The sequence below is a fragment of the Halostella pelagica genome (assembly GCF_004762015.1).
Classification (GTDB): Archaea; Halobacteriota; Halobacteria; order Halobacteriales; family Natronoarchaeaceae; genus Halostella; species Halostella pelagica.
This window is the reverse complement of sequence record NZ_SJES01000003.1, coordinates 407,938-427,225: the sequence shown is the minus strand read 5'-3', so window position 1 is coordinate 427,225 and position 19,288 is coordinate 407,938. Positions and strand designations below refer to the sequence as shown.

14 protein-coding genes and 1 pseudogene are annotated in these 19,288 nt (G+C 63.5%); 10 read left to right on the top strand and 5 right to left on the bottom strand.

The annotated features are described in order from the left end of the window. Positions 1-4: 4 nt before the first annotated feature. Entirely contained in the window at positions 5-970 is a 966-nt protein-coding gene (locus tag EYW42_RS10240) for a DUF368 domain-containing protein (RefSeq protein WP_135535161.1), read from the top strand. Positions 971-1,010: 40 nt separating this feature from the next. On the opposite strand, the gene EYW42_RS10235 is transcribed toward EYW42_RS10240, so the two are convergent. From EYW42_RS10235 to glpA, 4 genes are read right to left on the bottom strand one after another with little or no spacing between them, the layout of a single operon-like run. Next, positions 1,011-2,159: a Cdc6/Cdc18 family protein gene (locus EYW42_RS10235; protein ID WP_135535160.1), complete on the bottom strand. Its 1,149-nt coding sequence runs from the start codon at positions 2,157-2,159 to the stop codon at positions 1,011-1,013. Between the two features lie 4 nt (positions 2,160-2,163). Next, positions 2,164-3,501, bottom strand: a complete 1,338-nt coding sequence (locus tag EYW42_RS10230; RefSeq protein WP_135535159.1) for an anaerobic glycerol-3-phosphate dehydrogenase subunit C — start codon at positions 3,499-3,501, stop codon at positions 2,164-2,166. Continuing rightward, the gene (gene glpB, locus EYW42_RS10225) at positions 3,498-4,829 is read right to left on the bottom strand and encodes a glycerol-3-phosphate dehydrogenase subunit GlpB (RefSeq protein WP_135535158.1); all 1,332 of its coding nucleotides are present in this window, start codon (positions 4,827-4,829) and stop codon (positions 3,498-3,500) included. The genes EYW42_RS10230 and glpB overlap by 4 nt, the downstream gene beginning before the upstream one ends. Continuing rightward, positions 4,819-6,645, bottom strand: coding sequence for an anaerobic glycerol-3-phosphate dehydrogenase subunit GlpA (gene glpA, locus EYW42_RS10220; RefSeq protein ID WP_135535157.1), 1,827 nt, complete (start codon positions 6,643-6,645; stop codon positions 4,819-4,821). Before glpA ends, glpB begins: the two co-directional genes overlap by 11 nt. A gap of 241 nt (positions 6,646-6,886) precedes the next feature. Between glpA and glpK the strand changes: the two genes are divergently transcribed. The 3 genes from glpK to EYW42_RS10205 all read left to right on the top strand — a co-directional run bounded on the left by glpK (position 6,887) and on the right by EYW42_RS10205 (position 10,280). After that, the gene (gene glpK, locus EYW42_RS10215) at positions 6,887-8,425 is read left to right on the top strand and encodes a glycerol kinase GlpK (protein ID WP_135535156.1); all 1,539 of its coding nucleotides are present in this window, start codon (positions 6,887-6,889) and stop codon (positions 8,423-8,425) included. Between the two features lie 2 nt (positions 8,426-8,427). Next, a complete protein-coding gene (locus EYW42_RS10210; protein ID WP_135535155.1) occupies positions 8,428-9,537 on the top strand; it encodes a hypothetical protein in 1,110 nt (369 codons plus the stop codon). 68 nt (positions 9,538-9,605) lie between these two features. Beyond that, on the top strand, positions 9,606-10,280 hold the full coding sequence (locus EYW42_RS10205; RefSeq protein WP_135535154.1) for a phosphoglycolate phosphatase: 675 nt from the start codon (positions 9,606-9,608) through the stop codon (positions 10,278-10,280). Between the two features lie 59 nt (positions 10,281-10,339). Here EYW42_RS10205 and EYW42_RS10200 read toward each other — a convergent pair whose 3' ends face one another. Further along, complete coding sequence (locus tag EYW42_RS10200) at positions 10,340-10,552, bottom strand: VNG_1110C family protein (RefSeq protein WP_135535153.1); 213 nt, start codon at positions 10,550-10,552, stop codon at positions 10,340-10,342. Positions 10,553-10,790: 238 nt separating this feature from the next. On the opposite strand from EYW42_RS10200, the gene EYW42_RS10195 reads away from it, so the two are divergent. The 6 genes and pseudogenes from EYW42_RS10195 to EYW42_RS10175 all read left to right on the top strand — a co-directional run bounded on the left by EYW42_RS10195 (position 10,791) and on the right by EYW42_RS10175 (position 19,215). Next, positions 10,791-11,900 (top strand): OBG GTPase family GTP-binding protein, encoded by a 1,110-nt coding sequence (locus EYW42_RS10195; protein WP_135535152.1) that lies wholly within the window; start codon positions 10,791-10,793, stop codon positions 11,898-11,900. Beyond that, on the top strand, positions 11,897-12,403 hold the full coding sequence (locus EYW42_RS10190; protein ID WP_135535151.1) for a TIGR04206 family protein: 507 nt from the start codon (positions 11,897-11,899) through the stop codon (positions 12,401-12,403). Before EYW42_RS10195 ends, EYW42_RS10190 begins: the two co-directional genes overlap by 4 nt. 83 nt (positions 12,404-12,486) lie before the next feature. Then, entirely contained in the window at positions 12,487-13,245 is a 759-nt protein-coding gene (locus EYW42_RS10185; protein ID WP_135535150.1) for a VOC family protein, read from the top strand. Positions 13,246-13,633: 388 nt separating this feature from the next. Next, complete coding sequence (locus tag EYW42_RS10180) at positions 13,634-16,378, top strand: carboxypeptidase regulatory-like domain-containing protein (RefSeq protein ID WP_135535149.1); 2,745 nt, start codon at positions 13,634-13,636, stop codon at positions 16,376-16,378. Positions 16,379-16,410: 32 nt separating this feature from the next. Next, positions 16,411-16,500 (top strand): annotated as a pseudogene (locus EYW42_RS20540) (surface glycoprotein); the annotation flags it as partial. A 93-nt stretch (positions 16,501-16,593) separates the two neighbouring features. Then, on the top strand, positions 16,594-19,215 hold the full coding sequence (locus EYW42_RS10175) for a DUF7282 domain-containing protein (RefSeq protein WP_237561306.1): 2,622 nt from the start codon (positions 16,594-16,596) through the stop codon (positions 19,213-19,215). Positions 19,216-19,288 lie beyond the last annotated feature (73 nt).

Here is a 19,288-nt window from a genome sequence, read left to right as displayed (position 1 = left end):
TCATATGGTGTCTGGCTCAGTCGACTCGTTCCGGGAGCGCCAGTCCGTCGACTCCTTTCGCGAGTGGCTGGCGATCTACCTGAAAGGGTTTTTCATGGGAAGCGCCGACACCGTTCCCGGCGTCTCCGGCGGGACCATCGCGCTCATCACCGGCATCTACGAGCGCCTCATCGCGGCGCTGACGGCTATCGACCTCCGAACTCTCCGCGACGTTGTCCGCGTCCACGACCCGGAGTCCCGCCGCGCGGTTCGGTCGCAACTGGTCCGGATGGACATCGTCTTCCTGCTCACGCTCGGCGTGGGGATGATGACGGCCGTCGTCAGCCTGTCGCACGCGCTCGAACGCGCCGTCGACGCCTATCCGGCCCCGACGTACGCCTTCTTCTTCGGCCTCATCGGCGCGTCCGCTGCCGTTCTCTATGAACAGGTCGACCTCACCACGTCGGGACGCGTCGCCGTCGCCGTCGCGGGCGTGGGGCTCGCCGCGGCAGTGACGGGACGGGCGTCAGCGGGCGTCTCGCACGCGCTACCGGTCATCCTCCTCGCTGGTGCGCTCGCGGTGTGTGCGATGATCCTCCCCGGCGTTTCGGGGGCGTTCCTCCTGATACTCGTCGGTCAGTACGAGTACATGCTCGGCGCGCTCAACCGCTTTACCGACGCATTGGCCGACCTGGCGGACGGCGGATCGGTCGCGGCGGTCGTCGATGCAGTTCCACCCGTCGCCGCGTTCATGGCCGGCGCTTTCGCCGGCCTGCTCACGCTGGCCCGCGTTATCGACTGGGCGCTGTCGAACTACCGGGCGGCGACGCTCACCTTCCTCGTGAGTCTCATGGTCGGCGGGCTTCGTCTGCCCGCGGAGCGGGTCGTCTCGAACGGCGGTGTGACCGTTCTCGCCGTCGTCGCCGCCGTCGCCGGCGGGCTGTTAGTCCTTGCAGTCGATCATCTGACGGACGATCTGGAGTACACCTGATCTCGGTCGCCCCGCCCCGTACCGAAGGCTTCACCGACGGCTACAGGTCTCCGTCGAGTCGCCGGAATACGAGGGTCGGAAAACGCGGGACAACGTGGCTGGGAGTTCGACCGTTTCCGTGGGCGTCTGTCGTCTGCACCCGTTCGAGAACGCCGTTCTCGGCGAGTTCGTAGAGGAACCGCTTGACGGTGCTCGCGGTGAGATCGGACCCCTCCGCGATCGCGGCGGCGGCCTCGCGGATCGTGGGTGTCCCGTCGAGACGGAGCAGTTCGGAGAGCACCCGCTGGCGGTTCTCGGGGAGGCCGAGGACGCGTCCGAGATGGACGCAGTTCTCCGGAACGGCGTCGATACCGGCGTCGACGTCGTTGGCCCGAATCCGGTCGGCACCAGCCCGGTCAGCGGTGTCCGCCGCGCCGAAGGTTGCGGCGAGGGCGTCGTGGGCGTCGCCGCCGGCCCATTCGGCGATCCGGCGAGCCTGGCCGTGTCTCAGCGCCCCGCTTTCGAGCGCCTGCGAGGCGCGGGTCGTCAGAATGTCGACGAGCGCGTGCTGTCGATACTCCGGGACGTGGACGGTTTCGCCGGTCCACGTCTCCGGAACCTCGTGACCGATCGGGACGACCGTCACTGCGTCGTCGACCGGTTCGAACCATTCGAGCAGGTCAGTTACGGAGACATCTTCGACGTCCGTGAGGTGGTCGACGGCGACGACAGCACAGCGTGTCGGTACCTGCAACTGGTCGGCCAGTCGCTCTCGGAGCGTGTCCGTCCCGACGCCGCGCTCCGGCACTGACTCGTCGACAACGGCGGTAAGCAGCGTGTGATAGAAACGGAACTCGCTGCGTGCGTTCGTTGCGTCGATCCGAACGAACTGGGTCGTGCCCTCGGCGCTTCCGGCCCGAGTCGTCGTTCCGATCCGCTGGCGGTCCCGACCGATCTGGTCGTTCAGGCCCGCAAACAGCGCGCTGACGAGCGCGGACTTCCCCGACCCTTTCGGACCGAACACGGCCACGTCGTCGGGGAGCTGTTGACGGAACACCGGATCGAGCACGTCCAGCAACCGTTCCAGAACTGGTCCTCTCCCGACGGGTTCCGGCAAGTGGACGGCGGGGTTGAGCGGAGTTCGGTCGACGATCAGACCGCTCTCTCGGGCCGTGTTCTGTCTCCGTTCGATTCGCTCGTGGAGATCCATCGTGTCAGCCCTCGACGAGGGCGGCCTCCAGTAGTTCGAGCGGATGCCGGATGTCGTATCCGGTGCCGTGTTCCATCTGCATGGCGCAGGTCGGACATTCGGTCATTCCCGTCTCCGCCTCCGTCTCGTCCATGTGGTCGAACATCTCTGATCCGATCTTCATAGATGTGTCGTAGTTCTCCGCTTTCCAGCCGTACGTGCCGCTGATACCGGAACAGGAATCGCCGACGTCGGTCGCTTCGACGCCGTCTATCCGGTCCGCCACTTCGATAGCCTGCCCTTCTAACCCCTGGTTGCGGGCGTGACAGGGTGCGTGGTACGCCGTATCCGGGAAATCAGCGTCGGCCCCCGCCAGTGCGGTATCTAAGTCCTCGTAGATCCGGAGGTACTCGACCGCCTCGTACGTGTGAGCTGACAGGTCGTCGATCCCCTCGATGTCGAACAGTTCGGGATACTCCTGGCGGAGCGACATCGAACAGGAGGTACAGGACGCGATGACGTCCGCGCCGTCGCCGATGGCGGCGACGAACTCCTCGACGTTAGTCTCGGCGGCGCGGCGTGCGTCGTCTACCATCCCGTTTGCGAACATCGGCGTGCCCGAACAGCGTTGGGGCGGCACAACGACCTCGTAGCCGAAGTGTTCGAATACGCGGACCATCGCCTTGCCGACCTCGGGCGTGTTGTAGTTGGAGTAACAGCCGTGGAAATACGCGATGCGCTTGTCGGGACTGTTCGTTTTGTCCCTGCCACGTTCTGCTCGCGCCTCCCGTGCTTGCTTTTTCGAGGCAGCCTTGCCGCCTCGCTCTTCCCACCACTCCCGGAACGTCTGCGTCGCGAACTCCGGCATCTCGCGCTCGCTGGAGATACCCATCACCTTCTCGCCGAGCCACGAGGTGATTCCGAGGCCCATCACGAAGTTCGACAGGCGCGGCACCTTGCTCCCGAGACTCGCAAAGAAGCGGTAGTTCGAGAGGATGCGGTTGCGGACGTACTCCCGTGAGAGTGTCTCCATCTGTTCGTCGACGTACTCCCCGCGGGCCGTGTTGTGCATTTGGCTCAGCGGGACGTTCGAGGGACAGGCCCCGTCACAGCGCATGCAGTTCGAACACTTCATCACCGAGTCGTCGATGTCGTGGTCCTCCTTGCGCTTGAGACGCCACTGCTCGGGCCCCTGGAATTTCGGGCCGGGGAAGTCGTCGTCTACCTCCGCCACAGGACAGTTGGTGTCGCAGGTGGAGCACTTGTAGCAGTCGTCTGATCCGGGCCGGAGGTCCCCGCCGTCCTCGTCTCCGAACACCTGTACCGGTTCGAACTCGTCGTCTGGGTTCTCGGCGTCGCTCATTTGGTATCACCGTGAGTCGTCGCAGTCGCTGACGTGCTGTCACTGCGGGCGGCCGCCTCGCCCGCCGCACGGCCGGCGGCGTACCCCGTCGCGAGCGAGACGCCGCTTCCCGATTTCTCGGCCGCGAAGTCGTAGCCGCCGAGGACGCTCCCCGCGGCCCGGAGGTTCTCGTACTCCGGGGTCCCATCGGCGGCGAGCGGCCGAAGGTCGTGGTCCACGTCCACGCCGAAGCGGGCGAACGGGTGGTCGCCGAACGCGTCGTCCTCGAACCAGTCGTACCGGTCTGTCGGATGCGGGACGTGGCAGTCGAAAACCGGTTCGCGGACCGTCTCGCGGTCCGAATCGATCCCCTTACCGACCAGACCGCCCGACGCCAGCACGAACTGGTCGGCGTGGTACGGGACGCGCCGTCCGGTCCGGTCGACGTACACCGCGCGGACCCGGCCGTCCTCCGTCGCCACGTCCACGGCCGGGTTCCCAGTCGCCATGCGGACGCCGGCGTCTTCCAGCGCGGCGTAGAGACGGTCTTCGAGGCGGAGTCCGGGGAGACTCGGCGGCCCCATCGGCACCTCGAACACGTCGACGCCGAGGGCGCGTTCGATGGAGGATCGGATCCCCGATGGGTCATCGTCGCCAAGGACGGCCGGGAAACCGACGCGCTCCTGGTCGTCGAGATGGGGTTTCACCGCTTCGGCCAGCGCTCGCCGCGCGGGCGTTCCGGAGCCTCCGTCATTTCCGTCCAGTTCCTCGTTCCGGTCGAGCGCGTGGGCGTACCGCGTCACCTTCGCGTCCGCCCGAAAATCACCGGAAAACGGTATCGTGACGCCGCGAGCCTCGAACGGGACGCCGGCCGCCGCCAGATGTTCGGCGGCGAGCGGCGCGTCGAAATCAGTCATCGACTCAAAGCCGACGAGCAGGGCGTCCCGCTCGTCGCTGGCGAGACCGGCGGCGGCGGCTCTCGGATAGCGCGCGGTCGGTTTCACCGTTCCGCCGTGGGTCGGAACGAGGGCGTTTCTGTCCGTGTGCCTGCCCGCGTACGCGTCGCCGACGATATCGTCGAACAGCGCCAGTCCCGACCGGACGGCGTCGCTCCCGACGCGTTCGTACGGATGGCCCTCCGGGAGGTCGGCCAGCGCGTCGAACGGGTCGGCGAGCGGTCCCTCTCTCTCGGGCGTGTACCCGAGGACGTCGACGAGGCCGCTCGCGTGACGGAGCGTGCTCTGCTTGTGCGAGATCAGGCGCACCTGCGCGTCTTCGTTCGCGGTCAGTGCGGCCGCGACGCCCGCGAGGCCGCCGCCGATAACGAGGACGTCGTCCTCAATCGCCATAATCACCCTCGTCGGCGGTACGGCCGCCCGTACTGTTGGCGTGGTTGCCCCCGTCCGGCACCACGCCCCGTTCGTCGCCGGTCCCGCCCGGCGCGTCCACACCGTCGTCGAACGCGGTGTAGTCGATACCGCCGGTCTCAGCGGGGTCCTCGTCGCGGTTCATCGTAGTAGCGTGGAGCGCGTAGTTGAGCATCGCCTGCGAAAGCTGTTCCCCCCAGAGGGCGTGGCGCTCGCCTTTCCAGCGCTCCTGGTACAGTTCGTCCAGCGCCCTGCGGACGGTCGGTTCGCCGTACTCCGGATGGAGTTCGTGGGCCATACCCTGACAGCAGAAGCCGCCCTGACAGTTGCCCATCGACGCACGGGTTCGGATGCGGACGGCGTTGAGATCGCTGCCGGCCCCGTCGATGGCGTCCTGTATCTCCGCGCGAGTGACGGCCTCGCAGTCACAGACCACCGGATTCGGGTCGACCGACGAGAGCACGTCGTCTGCGCGTGACCCGAGACGCTGGGCGCTCCGGCGGGCGATGGGCGAACGGAGTCCGAAGCGGTCCATGCCCTCGTCGAGGACCGACGTATCCTCGCTCCCCGGCAGCGGAACGTCTGCGGTGCGGCACTCGGCGGAGACGTCCAACTGTTCGCAGACGTGATCGCTTATCTCCTCGGCCATCATGCGGTAGGTGGTGAACTTCCCGCCGACGATAGAGGTCATCCCCTCCAGGTCGTCGCGCTCCTCGTGGTCGAGCAGGAAGTAGTCCCGCGTGATGTCCGTCGGGTCGTCGCTCCCCACGTCCGGCGGTTCGTACAGCGGACGAACCCCCCAGAACGACCGGACCGTCCGGGAGTCGTCGAGGATAGGGACGAGTTGCTTCAACTCGTCTATCATCAGATCCACTTCCCACCGCTCCTCGGGGTAGTCCTCGGGGTCGTCGACCTCCTCGTCCGTCGTGCCCAGGATGGCCGTCGTCTCGTGGGGGACGACGATGTCCGCGTCGCCTTTCGGCTGGCAGCGGTTGACGACCGTGTCTACTTGTCGACAGTTCATCACGACCATCACGCCTTTCGACGGGCGCACCTCGATGTCGACGCCGGCCATCTCACCTATCTGTCCGGCCCACGCGCCCGTCGCGTTGACGACGTAGTCTGCGCGGATATCTTCGGTACTACCGGGTTCCTGATACTCGCGCTTGTCGGGGTCGCCGTCAGCTCGCTCCTCTCGTGACGAACCCCGATCCGTGTCGCTCTGCGAGACGCTCTCGTGTCGGACTGTCACCCCTTCCACGCGGTCCTCGTCGCCGAGCAGGTCCACGACTTCCGCGTGCGTCTCTACGCGTGCACCGTGGTTTTCCGCGCTGACGGCGTTTGCGACGCACAGGCGAAACGGGTCGACCGCGCCGTCCGGAACGCGGATCGCTCGTTCGATGTCACTCGCCAGATACGGTTCCATCTCCCGGGCCTCCTCGGCGGTGAGTTCCTCCGCGGGAATTCCACACTCCCGACAGCCCTCCAGTTTCTCCCTGAAGTACTCGTCCGAGTCTTCCGGTCGCTGGACGAACAGACCGCCGGTTTCCTCGACGCAGTGGCTCGCGATATCTCGAAGGACCCGGTTTTCCTCGATGCACTCTTTCGCGCTCGCCTGGTCAGCGACGGCGTACCGCCCGCCGCTGTGGAGCAGTCCGTGCATCCGACCCGTCGTCCCGTGCGTGAGGTTCCCCTTTTCGACGAGGGTCACGTCTACCCCCCGCATAGCCAGGTCACGGGCGATCCCAGTTCCTGTCGACCCGCCACCGACGACCAGGGCCTCGGTGTCGTAAGTCATCCGTTTTCTGGAACGTCGTGTCGCTCCCACTTTACTTTACCGCCATAAGGCATTATCCAGTAAACTCAAGACGAATTGAGTACCACGCAGATCATACAAGCGGGTAAAAGCCGCTATAATTCCGGTTCATGGAAACTTTTATAACGAAAGTCATTGATGTTTACTGGTATAGCGGCACTAGTAGTAAAGATACGGCGGTGCCGTACGTCCGGCAGCAGCCGGCACACAACTGGTGATACCAATGACAGACACTTACGTCGGGGCGGTCGACCAAGGGACGACTGGCACGCGCTTTATGGTCTTCGACCACAGCGGCCAGGTCGTCGCGAACGCGTACGAAAAGCACGAACAGATATACCCCGACCCCGGTTGGGTCGAGCACGATCCGATGGAGATCTGGGAGAACACGAAGACGGTCGTAAATCGGGCCCTCAACGAGGCGGGTCTGAACACCGACCAGCTGGAGGCGCTCGGAATCACGAATCAGCGGGAGACGACGCTCCTGTGGGACGCCGAGACGGGCAAGCCGATCCACAACGCCATCGTCTGGCAGGACCGACGAACCACCGACCGCGTCGAGGAACTCGAATCCCAGGGAAAAGTCGAGGATATCCGTGAGAAAACCGGCCTGGAGGCCGACGCGTACTTCTCCGCGACGAAGGCCGAGTGGCTGCTGGCGAACGCCGACCCGATCAAGATGGAGCGCAGCCGTCCCGAGGACGTTCAGGACCGCGCCGAGAAAGGTGAGATACTTTTCGGAACGATCGACTCCTGGCTGATATACAATCTGACGGGCAACCACATCACGGAAGTGACCAACGCGTCGCGGACGATGCTTTACAACATCCGCGATCTGGAGTGGGACGACGACCTCCTTCGGGAGTTCGACGTCCCCCGCGGGATGCTGCCCGAAGTGCGCCCGTCCAGCGACGACGACTACTACGGGTACACGGACCCGGACGGCTTCCTCGAAACGGAGATCCCCGTCGCCGGCGCACTCGGCGACCAGCAGGCCGCGCTGTTCGGCCAGACCTGCTTCGACGAGGGCGACGCGAAAAACACCTACGGAACCGGCTCGTTCTTCCTGATGAACACCGGTAACGACGCGGTCGAGAGCGACCACGGCCTACTGACGACCATCGGCTTCCAGCGTTCGGGCGAACCCGTCCAGTACGCGCTTGAGGGTGCCATCTTCGTAACCGGGGCCGCCATCGAATGGCTGGAAGACGTCGATCTGATAGAGGACGCCGCGGAGACAGCGGAACTCGCCCGCAGCGTCGACTCGACGGACGGCGTCTACATGGTCCCGGCGTTCACCGGGCTCGGCGCACCCCACTGGGACCAGCGCGCACGCGGGACCATCGTCGGGATGACTCGGGGCACCCGCCGCGAACACATCGTTCGGGCGACGCTCGAATCGATCGCCTATCAGACGCGCGACGTGGCCGAGGCCATGGAGGCCGACTCTGGCATCGACATGTCGACGTTGCGCGTCGACGGCGGCGCGGTCAAGAACAACTTCCTCTGCCAGTTACAGTCCGACATCATCGAGACTGGCATCGTCCGGCCGGAGGTCGACGAGACCACCGCGCTCGGCTCCGCGTACGCCGCGGGGCTGGCAGTCGGCTACTGGGACTCCGTCGACGAACTGCGAGACAACTGGCAGGTCGACCGCGAGTTCGAACCTGAGATGGACCGCGAGATGGCCGACGAGATGTACAGTCGCTGGGACGACGCGATCGATCGCTGCCGCGACTGGGCGCGAGACGGAGGGACCTGAGGATGGCGATCGAGATCTGGGGCGACATTACGCTATCCCTGCTTATGGCTGCCTTCGCTGGCGGCGCGTTCGGCGCGGCGCTCGGTGCCCTGCCGGCGTTCATCTTCACCGGCTTCATGGTGATCGCAGGTGAGGCGGCTAACCAGATCGGCGTAGACATCGCCAGTGACGTGGGCGCAGTCGGCGTTACAGATATCGGCACCGGGATCACCGGACAGGTCGCGTTCGGTCCTGTCTTCGGTCCTCACATCGCATTCGCAGGCGGCGCGGCCGCGGCCGCCTACGCCGCGAAGAAGGGGTACATGGACACGGGCTTCGATTACCACGAGGGGAAGAACATCCTGTTCGCACACGGCACCAAGCCCGACGTGCTGATCGTCGGCGGCGCGTTCGGCGTTCTCGGCATGTTTATTCGGCAAGTTTCCGGCTCTTTCGGCATGCCCTGGGACCCGATCGCGATGGGTGTTGTCCTCTCGGCGCTGTTCCATCGTCTGGTCCTCGGTTACAGCCTTATCGGCGAAGCGCGCGAGGGACTGTTGAATATGGCTCCGTTCGAGCGCGAGGAAAAGCGGATGGCCACTGCCGGTGGCGGCGGCCCTACTGACAGTCCCGAGAGCGCCACTGACGGTGGCACCGCACAGGCCAACCGCCTGCTGGTCGAACCGTGGCTCCCACACCAGTACAAGTGGGCAAACGTCGCGCTGCTCGGACTCGTCACGGGTATTCTCGGCGGGTGGACTGCACTCGTGACCGGGAGCCCGTTCCTCGGATTCGGCATCAGTGCCGCGTCGCTTCTGTTCCTCAACTGCGGCGTCGAGCAGATACCCGTCACCCACCACATGACGCTCACGTCGAGTACGATCGCACTCGCCGCGGCCGAAAGCGGTGACGCGGCGATCGCGGGGGTCGGAGACGCGCCCGCGCTACTCCTCGCCGCGTTGATGGGGGTCGTCGTCGCGCTGTTCGGCGAACTGTTCCAGCGACTGTTCTACGCCCACGGCGACACCCACTGGGACCCGCCCGCGGCCGCGATCGTTTTCGGGACGTTCATCATCGCCGCGATGTTTCTCACTGGACTCCTGCCGACGGCCGTCTGGGTGCCCGTTCCGTAAGAGAGACAACGCCCGTCGACGCGGCTTCTTTTGCTGTCGATTAAGTAGCTGACACCGAAACGGCAGGTATGGACGCGCCTCCGCTCGCACTCGACATCGACGGTACGCTGACCCGTCCCGACGGCGGGATCGACCCCCGGACATTCGACGCGATCCGCGACTGGCCCGCGGACGTGGTCGTCGCCACCGGGAAGTCGTTCCCGTATCCGGTCGCGCTCTGTCAGTTCGTCGGTATCGAGGAGGCTGTGGTTGCCGAGAACGGCGGCGTCGTCTGCACGCCGGACGACGTTTCTATCGTGGGCGACCGCGAGGCCGCACAGGCGGTCGCGCGGGAGTTCCTCGAACTCGGCCACGACCTCGGGTGGGGCAACGCCGACCTCGTCAACCGCTGGCGGGAGACGGAGATAGCCGTCCGCCGGACGGTCCCCGAGGAACCGCTTCGGGAACTGGCGCACGACCACGGCCTGACCGTCGTCGACACCGGGTACGCCTATCACGTCAAATCCCCGTCCGTGAGCAAAGGAAACGGCCTCGAAGCGCTCTGCGAGCATCTGGGTCACGCTCCCGACGAGTTCGTCGCCGTCGGCGACAGCGAGAACGACGTGTCGACGTTCGACCGCGCCCGTCGGAGTTTCGCCGTCGCAAACGCTGATGATGCGGCCCGGGCCGCCGCGGACACCGTCACCGACGGAGCGCACGCTGCGGGGTTTCTCGAAGCGCTCGACGCGGTCAGAAGCGAGTAGGTCGCGGAACGGACCGATCACACCGGTGTCCGGTGTGGGTCACCGTCCACGAACCACCGTCACCGGAGAGTGATCCCGTGACGCGAGAGGAACTTGCTTGCCTCTTTTATCTCGACGGGGCTACCGATGATGCGGTAGTAGCCGTCCTCCTCGTGGATGCTTACCATGCAGGCGTCGTTGAGGGCGGCTTTGAGGTCCTCCGACGGGCCGTCCAGGTCGGCGGTCGGGAGGACGATCTGCGTGCTATCACGCAACCTGGACGGGTCCGGCATCGTACATTGGCCCCGAGCGGTGGCCAGCGTATTAACGTGTCGAAGTTTTGCTCTCGGCGACAAGGCACCGACAGAGCGTCGTATCGAGCCGTGAAACCCCCGTCCGGCTTTGTAGTCAACCCCTCTGGAACGTCCTCAACCGCGTCTCAGGGCGGGCCGGGCGAACCGTCCCGCCGACGCGCGAGTACCCACAGTACAAAGGAAGGCTTTTTCGGCGTCGATGGCCGATTCACGGGTAATGGGGCTCGAAGAGGAGATCGACGAACTGCGCGAGGAGATCGCCAACACGCCCTACAACAAATCCACAGAGGCCCATATCGGCCGTCTGAAGTCCAAGCTCGCGGAGAAAAAAGAGAAGCTACAGAACCAGAGCTCCGCCGGCGGCGGCACCGGTTACCACGTCGAGAAACACGGCGACGCGACCGTCGCACTGGTCGGCTTCCCCAGCGTCGGTAAGTCGACGCTGATGAACGCCATGACAAACGCCGATAGCGAGACCGGGTCGTACGAGTTCACGACGCTCGACGTCAACCCGGGCATGCTGAAATACAACGGCGCTAACATCCAGATGCTCGACGTTCCGGGCCTGATCGAAGGGGCTGCCAGCGGCCGCGGTGGCGGACAGGAAGTCCTGTCGGTCGTGCGCGCCGCGGACATGGTCGTGTTCGTCCTCTCCCCGTTCGAGATCGACCAGTACGAACGCCTCAACGAGGAGTTGTACAAAAACAAGATCCGCATCGACCAGGAACCGCCGCGGGTCTCGATCAACAAGAAGGGGAAAGGCGGACTGAAGGTCAACGCGAGCGTCGACCTCGACGTTTCGGAGGACGTCATAAAGGAGGTCCTCCGCGAGCAGGGGTATATCAACGCCGACGTGGCCATCGGCGAGCAGATGGACGTGGACCGACTCATCGACGGCGTGATGGACAACCGGATCTACCTCCCCTCCGTCGTCACCGTCAACAAGGCTGACCTCATCGACCCCGACTATCTGGAGACGGTCAACGGGAACCTGCGGGACCACGACATCGACCCGGACGACGCCATCTTCATCAGCGCCGAGAAGCAGAAAGGACTCGACTCGCTGGCCGAGCGGATCTGGACGGAACTCGGACTGATGCGGATATACATGGACAAGCCGGGCCGCGGCGTCGACTACGAGGAACCGCTCGTCCTCCCGCAGGGAAGCACCATCGAGGACGCCTGTCACAAACTCGGGGGCGAGTTCGAAGAGCGGTTCCGCTTCGCCCGCGTCAAAGGGCCGAGCGCCAAACACGACGACCAACAGGTCGGGACGGACCACGAACTCGCCGACGAGGACGTTCTCCGCATCATCACGCGGAAATGACGGCGCGGGACGGTCGTTCGCGGTCGACTGGCGGTCGCGCGGCATCGGACGGGCGTCCGCTGCCGCGACGACTCGGCTGGGTTCTCATCGTCGGTCTGCTCCCCTGGACCGTGACTCTGTATCCCGGCGGGAGCGGGTTCGTGTTTCCGTGGGGACTGCTTTCGACGGGGCCGGCGATACAGTTCGTTCCGATTATGGACTATTTCTTCGTGCACGCGCACGCGAGAGGGTTGCCGTCATATCTGCTCTCGTGGGGCGTTGGAACGCTCGCGTACGCGGCGGCGGCCGCAAGCGCGGCAGGCGCGACAGTGGTCGACCGCGAGGACCGTCGCGTCACCGCGGCACTCCTGCTCGTCGCTGCCATCGCACACCTCCAGTTCACTCTCGGCACCGACCACTCCGGAATCACCTCGATTCCGGTCGGTCCGGTGGTACTTTTCGCCGTCGCCTGGTGGTTTCATGCCGACGACCTGGTGCGTCTCGTCCGGCCGCATCGCTCCTGACTTCTCTCGGAACGGGGGACTCGGACCCGGATCCGACCGCCCCTTTCGGTATCCTTTTCGCCGGAGCGACCCGATCTACGGGTATGAGTGCACCGCTCGACCACGTGATGATGCGCGTCGAGGACCTCGACGAGTCGCTTTCCTGGTACAAGACCCACCTCGACTACGAGGAGAAGAGTCGCTGGGAAGCCGACACGTTCACCAACGTCTTTCTCGGCCCGACGGACATTCACGACGAGGGGGCACTGCTGGAACTCACGTACAACCACGACGGCCGCACGTACGAGATGGGCGACGCGTGGGGCCACATCGCCGTTCGCGTGGCGGACGTGTACGACGCCTACGACGAACTGGTCGACGGCGGCGTCGAGGAGTACCGCGACCCGGACTCCTGTGGCGGAAGCTACGCCTTCGTGACGGACCCGGACGGCCACGAGATCGAGATAGTCGAGCGCGACTACGGCACGAGGTGGAGCCTCGACCACACGATGATCCGCGTCGAGGACGCCGACGAGGCCATCGGCTGGTTCACCCGAAAACTCGAGTACGAACACACCGGACGCTGGGAGTCGGATACGTTCGCCAACTACTTCATGAAGCCGGCGGACGCCGCGGACGAGGGGATGGCGGTCGAACTCACGTACAACTACGACGGTCGCTCGTACGAAATGGGCGATGCCTGGGGCCATCTCGCTGTGGAAGCCGCGGACCTACAGGAGTTCTGGGACACGCTCATGGAACGCGGCGCGGCGGAGTACCGCGACCCGGAATCGTGTGACATGCGCTACGCCTTTACCACGGACCAGGACGGCCACGAACTCGAAATCGTCACGAGCGACTGATTGGAACTGTCGTAGTTCGATTCGGTAGTTCGCCGACGCAAGGTCGGAAACTACCGGTACGTTACAACGGTCACTTCGACGCGTTGCCGTCAACTGTCGGACTGGTCGAATCGCTTGGACGAACGAGGGCGAAGCTGTTTATATGGTAAACCCCCGTCCCCCCCGAATCCCCCATATCGCCGAAACCGCACGACTCCGGCCGTATCTAGTGGTGTGAATAATTACCATACGCGTCATTCACCACAAAGCATTTATAACGAGGTCACAACGGTTTCTACCGTACCCCTACCCATGGTGACAGCAACGAGTACCTTGGTCTTCGGCGTGCGTTCGTTGGCCGAGTCCGAGAGAAAGTCGCTGGCGCCGACCGACAGACAAACAGAATAACATGACAACAACGAATTCGAAAGACAAGGTACGCAGCCTCGTCCTCGCGGCGCTGATGGTTTTCTCCGTGGTCGGAGGATCCATCGCGTTCGCAGGAGCGGCTGCCGCGGCTAACGCTCCCGGTAGTAACGGGGGCGTTACTGATGACCATACTGAAAGCGTAAGTGCTCTCTCCGGTGAAGAGACGGAAGTCGCTGACTTAGACTTCAGCGACGACTCTGGAGAGATGAACAACATCACGGTTGACGTTGCTGGTCCTGATTCCCTCAACGTCAGTTCCGGCGACGTTACTGACGTCCGTGTCGTTACGTACAACGGCAGCGACGTTCTCGCCGAGGCTTCGTCGTCTTACGTCACGCACGACACCGTGGTCGACTTCAACGGTACGGCCGCTGACTCCGACACAAACAACACGGTCGACCGTGTCGTAGTCTACGCTCAGATCGCGTCCAGTGCCACCGTCGACGGCGACGAAAGCCTCGACGCAGAAGTCGATATTGAGGCTGACGACGGAACCACGCTCAGCGCTCACAACACTCGCAGCCTCCAGAACGTCACCACTAAGTCCTCCTTCATCTCCGGTGAAGTCGAGGACTCCAACGGTGAGCCGATCGAGAACGCTCAGGTCGAAATCGTCAACGAGGACAACGACGCGACGGTCAAAACGCTGACCACCGACGCTAACGGTCAGTTCGACCCGAGCCGTGTCCGCGTTGCACCTGGACAGAACTACACCGTGAACGTCGACCGCTTCGGGTACACGACGTACTCCCAGACCCAGTTCGTCGGGTCGCAGGAGACGGTCAACTTCCCGGTCACGCTGGAATTCAACCTTCAGCCTGACAACGTCGACGTCCAGCGCTTCGACAACGGCGAGGTCGCCGGTAACACCTCGACGCTGCTCGGCAACAACGAGTCCGACAACACTGCGACGTACGCCGTCGTGGTCGAGAACACCAACGTCGAGAACGTCGGTACGCCTATCGACTCCTCTGATTTCTCGATCGACGTCGACCTGGAATTCAACAAGACCGACGCTAACGTCGGTGACTTCTGGGACAACAGCGCATTCAACAACTCCACCACTGTCACGACCACCGAGCGCGGTGACATCGACGGTGACGGATACTCCGAGTCCTACGTGACGTTCAACGTCACGGCGGACAACGCGAGTGCCGACACGCTTGCCAACCCGCTCACTGAGGTTGGCATCAACGCGTCGAACGCGGAGAACAACCTGCAGGACAACGACGCTACCGTCCAGTACGTGCTGGAAGGTGAAGAGAAGCTCACCGGTGAAGTCATCGATATCGACGGTGAGGGTGTCTCCGATGCTACTGTCTGGGCCGTCTACGAGGGCTCCGGCAACCAGTCGCTTGCGTTCACCGAGAACACGTTCGTTAACGACGACGGGAACGCGTTCCTCGTCGACGAGACGAACGACGATGGCCGCTACGCCATCCCCGGTCTCGCAGGCAACGACACTAACGTGACGATCTACGTCACTGCGACCAACTACAACCGCGAGAACCTGACCGACACGAGCGTCGGCCAGTTCGTCGCGGCGAGCGAGTTCGAACAGACCGCTGGACCCAAGTCTGAGACCGAGAACCACGACGTCGTCGTGGCTCCGGTCGACGTTACGCTCGATTACCGTCTGAACCTGTCCGCAGAGGGCGAAGACGGCAACTACTCTGACTCGATCGCGATGGGGATCAGCTCCGAGCGCGACGTTCGTGTGGGACTCGACGTGAAGGCCCAGAACGAACCGGACAGCGAGTTCACCCCGATCGAGAACTCCGACCTCGTTGACAGCGAAGACGTCAACTTCAGCACGAACAACACCGTCATCGGAAACGTCGTCGACGACCCGCTCACCGTTACGGAGAGCAACGAGACGACCGTCTTCCAGTCCACCCGCAGTACCGGTGTGACTAACCTGACGGCTGAAGTGACCAACGGCGAGGACATGGTGTTCAACGACACCGTCCAGATCGAAGTCTACGGCGTCGGTGAGATCACTGGCGACGTGGTCAACGACAAGAACCCGGCGGACAACCTCCCCGGTGCGAAGGTCGACCTGCTCCGTGTCGAGAACAACGGTAGCGAAACGCTCCTCGATACGGACTACACGGGTCCGCAGGGTTCGTACTCCTTCACGGAGGTCCGAACCGGCGAGACCTACCGCCTAGTCGGTACCTTCGAGAACGAGACCGGTTTCAACGAGATCTACAAGGGCAGCGCCGGTACGACTAACGCCGACATCGTGATCGTCGGCGTTACGCCGGACGCAGCAACCTTCGATGTCAGCGACCTCTCGCCGTCCAACAAGACCGTCACGCAGGGAGACCAGATCGACGTCTCCGCGACGGTCACCAACATTGGCGACGAGCAGGGTACGCAGACCGTCGAACTGCGCGTGGACGGTAACACGCTTGCGAGCCAGGACGTCCAGCTCGTTGGCGATGAGAACGTTACCGTCACCTTCGACGATGTCGACACGAGCGGTCTGGCCGCTGGTGACCACACGCACGGCGTGTACACCGAAGACGACGACCAGACCGGTACGCTGACTGTTGAATCGTCCGACGACGATAACAGCAACAGCAGCATTGTAGCCGAGTACGACGCAAACAACAACGGCGAGATCGACCTGATGGAGCTCTCTGCAGCGGCCAACGCATACTCCAGCGGCCAGATCTCGCTGATGGAACTCAGTCAAGTTGCTGGCGCGTATTCCAGTTAAACAACTGATCCAACCGACAAACCCAACACAAAATGTCAAGCAATAACGATAAGATGCGTAGCCTGCTGATGGCTGCGTTAATGGTGGTCTCAGTAGTTGCGATGTCTGCCGCATTCGCAGGCACCGCAGCTGCAGGGATCGCCGATGCGGATCGCAACATCAGTGACTCGGAAGTGAGTCCTGGTGGAGAGGCAACGGTTACGACAACAGTCAATATGGACAGTGACGGCGGGTCACTCACGATCTCGGAAGAGTTCAGTCCCGAGGTCCAGTCCGCAAGCATCGACAGCGTCACTGTCGACGGTGAGGATGCAGATACCATCATCGCGGAGGCTGACAGCACCGGTGCCGTGGTTACGATCTCGTCCGTGCCCGCAGACGCAACGGTCGAGCTGACGTACACGGTCACCACCGCTGACTCCGAAGACATGACGTACGAAATCACTGGTACCGCTTCCAGTGGTGACGACGAAGTTAACACCGGCTCGACCACCCTCGAAACCGCCGCCGACGACGGCGACGGTAACGATGGCGAAGACGGTAACGACGGCAACGACGGCCAGGAAGGTACGAACCAGTCCGAGTCTGACGCGAACCTCAACGCCGGTGGTACGTACTGGGAAGGCCAGGTCCTCTACGAGGACGGCTTCGAGTCCAACGAGGACTACCAGATCATCAACTCCGAAACCGGAATTCTCGAGCGGGAGCGCACGGCGAACGCCGACGGCGCGCACCTGATCGACACGTCCGGTCTCAGTGAAGGCGAGTACACGCTCAGTAAGTCTAGCGGCTCGTTCAACTTCACTGTCGTCGAACAGGACCTCACCATCACCGCTGACGATGGCGAGGTTCGGAACTCCGGTAACTCCGAGGAGGAGTTCGAGGTTGACTCCAAACGCGGTAGCTTCGACGTTGAGGTCACCGCAGACGACCTCGACGCCGACGAACTTCAGAACATCTTCGCTGACGAGGACGATGTCAGCAACACCGAGGACGGCGTTGCGTTCTCCGTCCGCGGTGGTAGCACGGCCACCGGTAACTTCTCCGGTATCGACGCAGACAACTACACGCTCGACTTCTCTGTCACCGACACTGACGCCGAGGACTCCGTAGACATCAACGTCTCGGACGCCGGCGACAGCGAGGCCGAGTTCGCAAGCTCCGTCACGAGCGACCAGGTCGGCGACGTTGCCGACATCACGGTCGAACTGGAGAACACCGACACGGCCGCTGTCACCGTCGGTAACATCCAGGACGACGGTTATCAGGCCAACCTGACTGTCGAAGACGGTAACGACGACGGTGAGGTCACCATCCAGTTCAACACGTACGAAGCTGGTAACACGACCGGGTCGGATCTCGCATCCGCAGCGAACAGCGACGACTCCGTCACGGTTCTCGAAGGCGACAACCTCACCGCAACCACGTTCAGCAGCAGCCGGCTTCTCACCGACCACGGCTACCGGATGACGGTCCGTGCTGGTGAGGACCCGACCGTTGACTCCGACGACCCCGGTACGCTCAACCTGCGCCCGCGCTCGACTAACAGCCTGTCTGTCGGTACCGCACCGCAGGACATGAGCTACGATGACGTCGAAGACCTCGCCGACTCTGTCTCTCAGGACAGCACTATCTCGGAAGGCGATCAGATAGTGGTCGAGGTTGACGCGTCCGGTATCGAGGGTCTCGTTGGTGGCACGGACGACTACTCCGAGTTCACTAACGACGAGAACGTTTCGATCACGGTCGAGCAGGAAGAAGCGAAAGCGAACCGTGACCCGAAAACGGCCGAACTCAGCGACAGTAACACGGACGTCTACACGAACGGCGACGAGGACCTCTACTACCTCGTTGTCGACAGCTCGGCACTTGACATCTCCTCCGACGACGGTAGCTACGAGGCTACCTTCTCCGTCGCGGAGAACTCCAAGCTGAACCCGTCCGACGACGCTGAGACGGTCAGCGACACCTTCGAGATGGACGGCCGCGAAGGCACCATCCACCCGCCTGAGGTCGAGGCCTCGTCCGGCCAGACCATCAGCGGCACGACGTCCATCGCCGCCGGCTCCGAAGTGCGGATCACCGCCGAAGGCGACGACACTGACAACCCGTTCCTGCTTGAGGAGACCGCAACCGTCCAGAACGACGGTAGCTTCAGCGCCGAATTCGACTTCGGCGGCGAGCCTGAGGAAGGCTCCAACTTCACGGTCTACCTCGAGGACTCTAACGGCAACTCGCTCGCTGACTCCGTCAGCGGAGTTGTCGGCGAAGCTCCGACCGCTCAGGTGTCCTACTCTGGCGGCATCAGTGAAGACGGCTCCGTCGTGACTGTTGACGAGGTCTACCTGCCCGAAGGTGGCTTCGTCACTATCCACGACGCATCCGTCGAGGACGACCCGATCGGCAGCGTCGTTGGTACGTCCCAGTACCTCGAGAACGGCACGCACACGGATGTGCAGGTCGAACTCGACAGCGCCATCGAAGAGGATCAGACCCTCATCGCGATGCCGCACATGGACGACAACGACAACCAGGAGTACGACTTCGTTGACTCCGAAGGCGATAACGACGCTCCGTACACCGACAGTAACGGTGACATCGTCGTTGACGCCGGTGACGTGACGCTGCAGACGGAGACTCCGACTGACACCACTACCGACGAACCGACTGACACCACTACCGAAGAACCGACTAACACCACCACCGAGGAGACCACCCCCGAGGACGGCGACGGGGACGGTGACTCCGACGGTGACGGTCAGCCCGGCTTCGGCATCAGCGTCGCCATCGTGGCGCTCATCGCTGCTGCCCTCCTGGCTGTCCGTCGTCAGGACTAATTCAGGTAGCTAACTACCGGCTCACGCCGGCTTTCGACGATTCACATTTTTTCGAACGCTACGCCGAACAGCC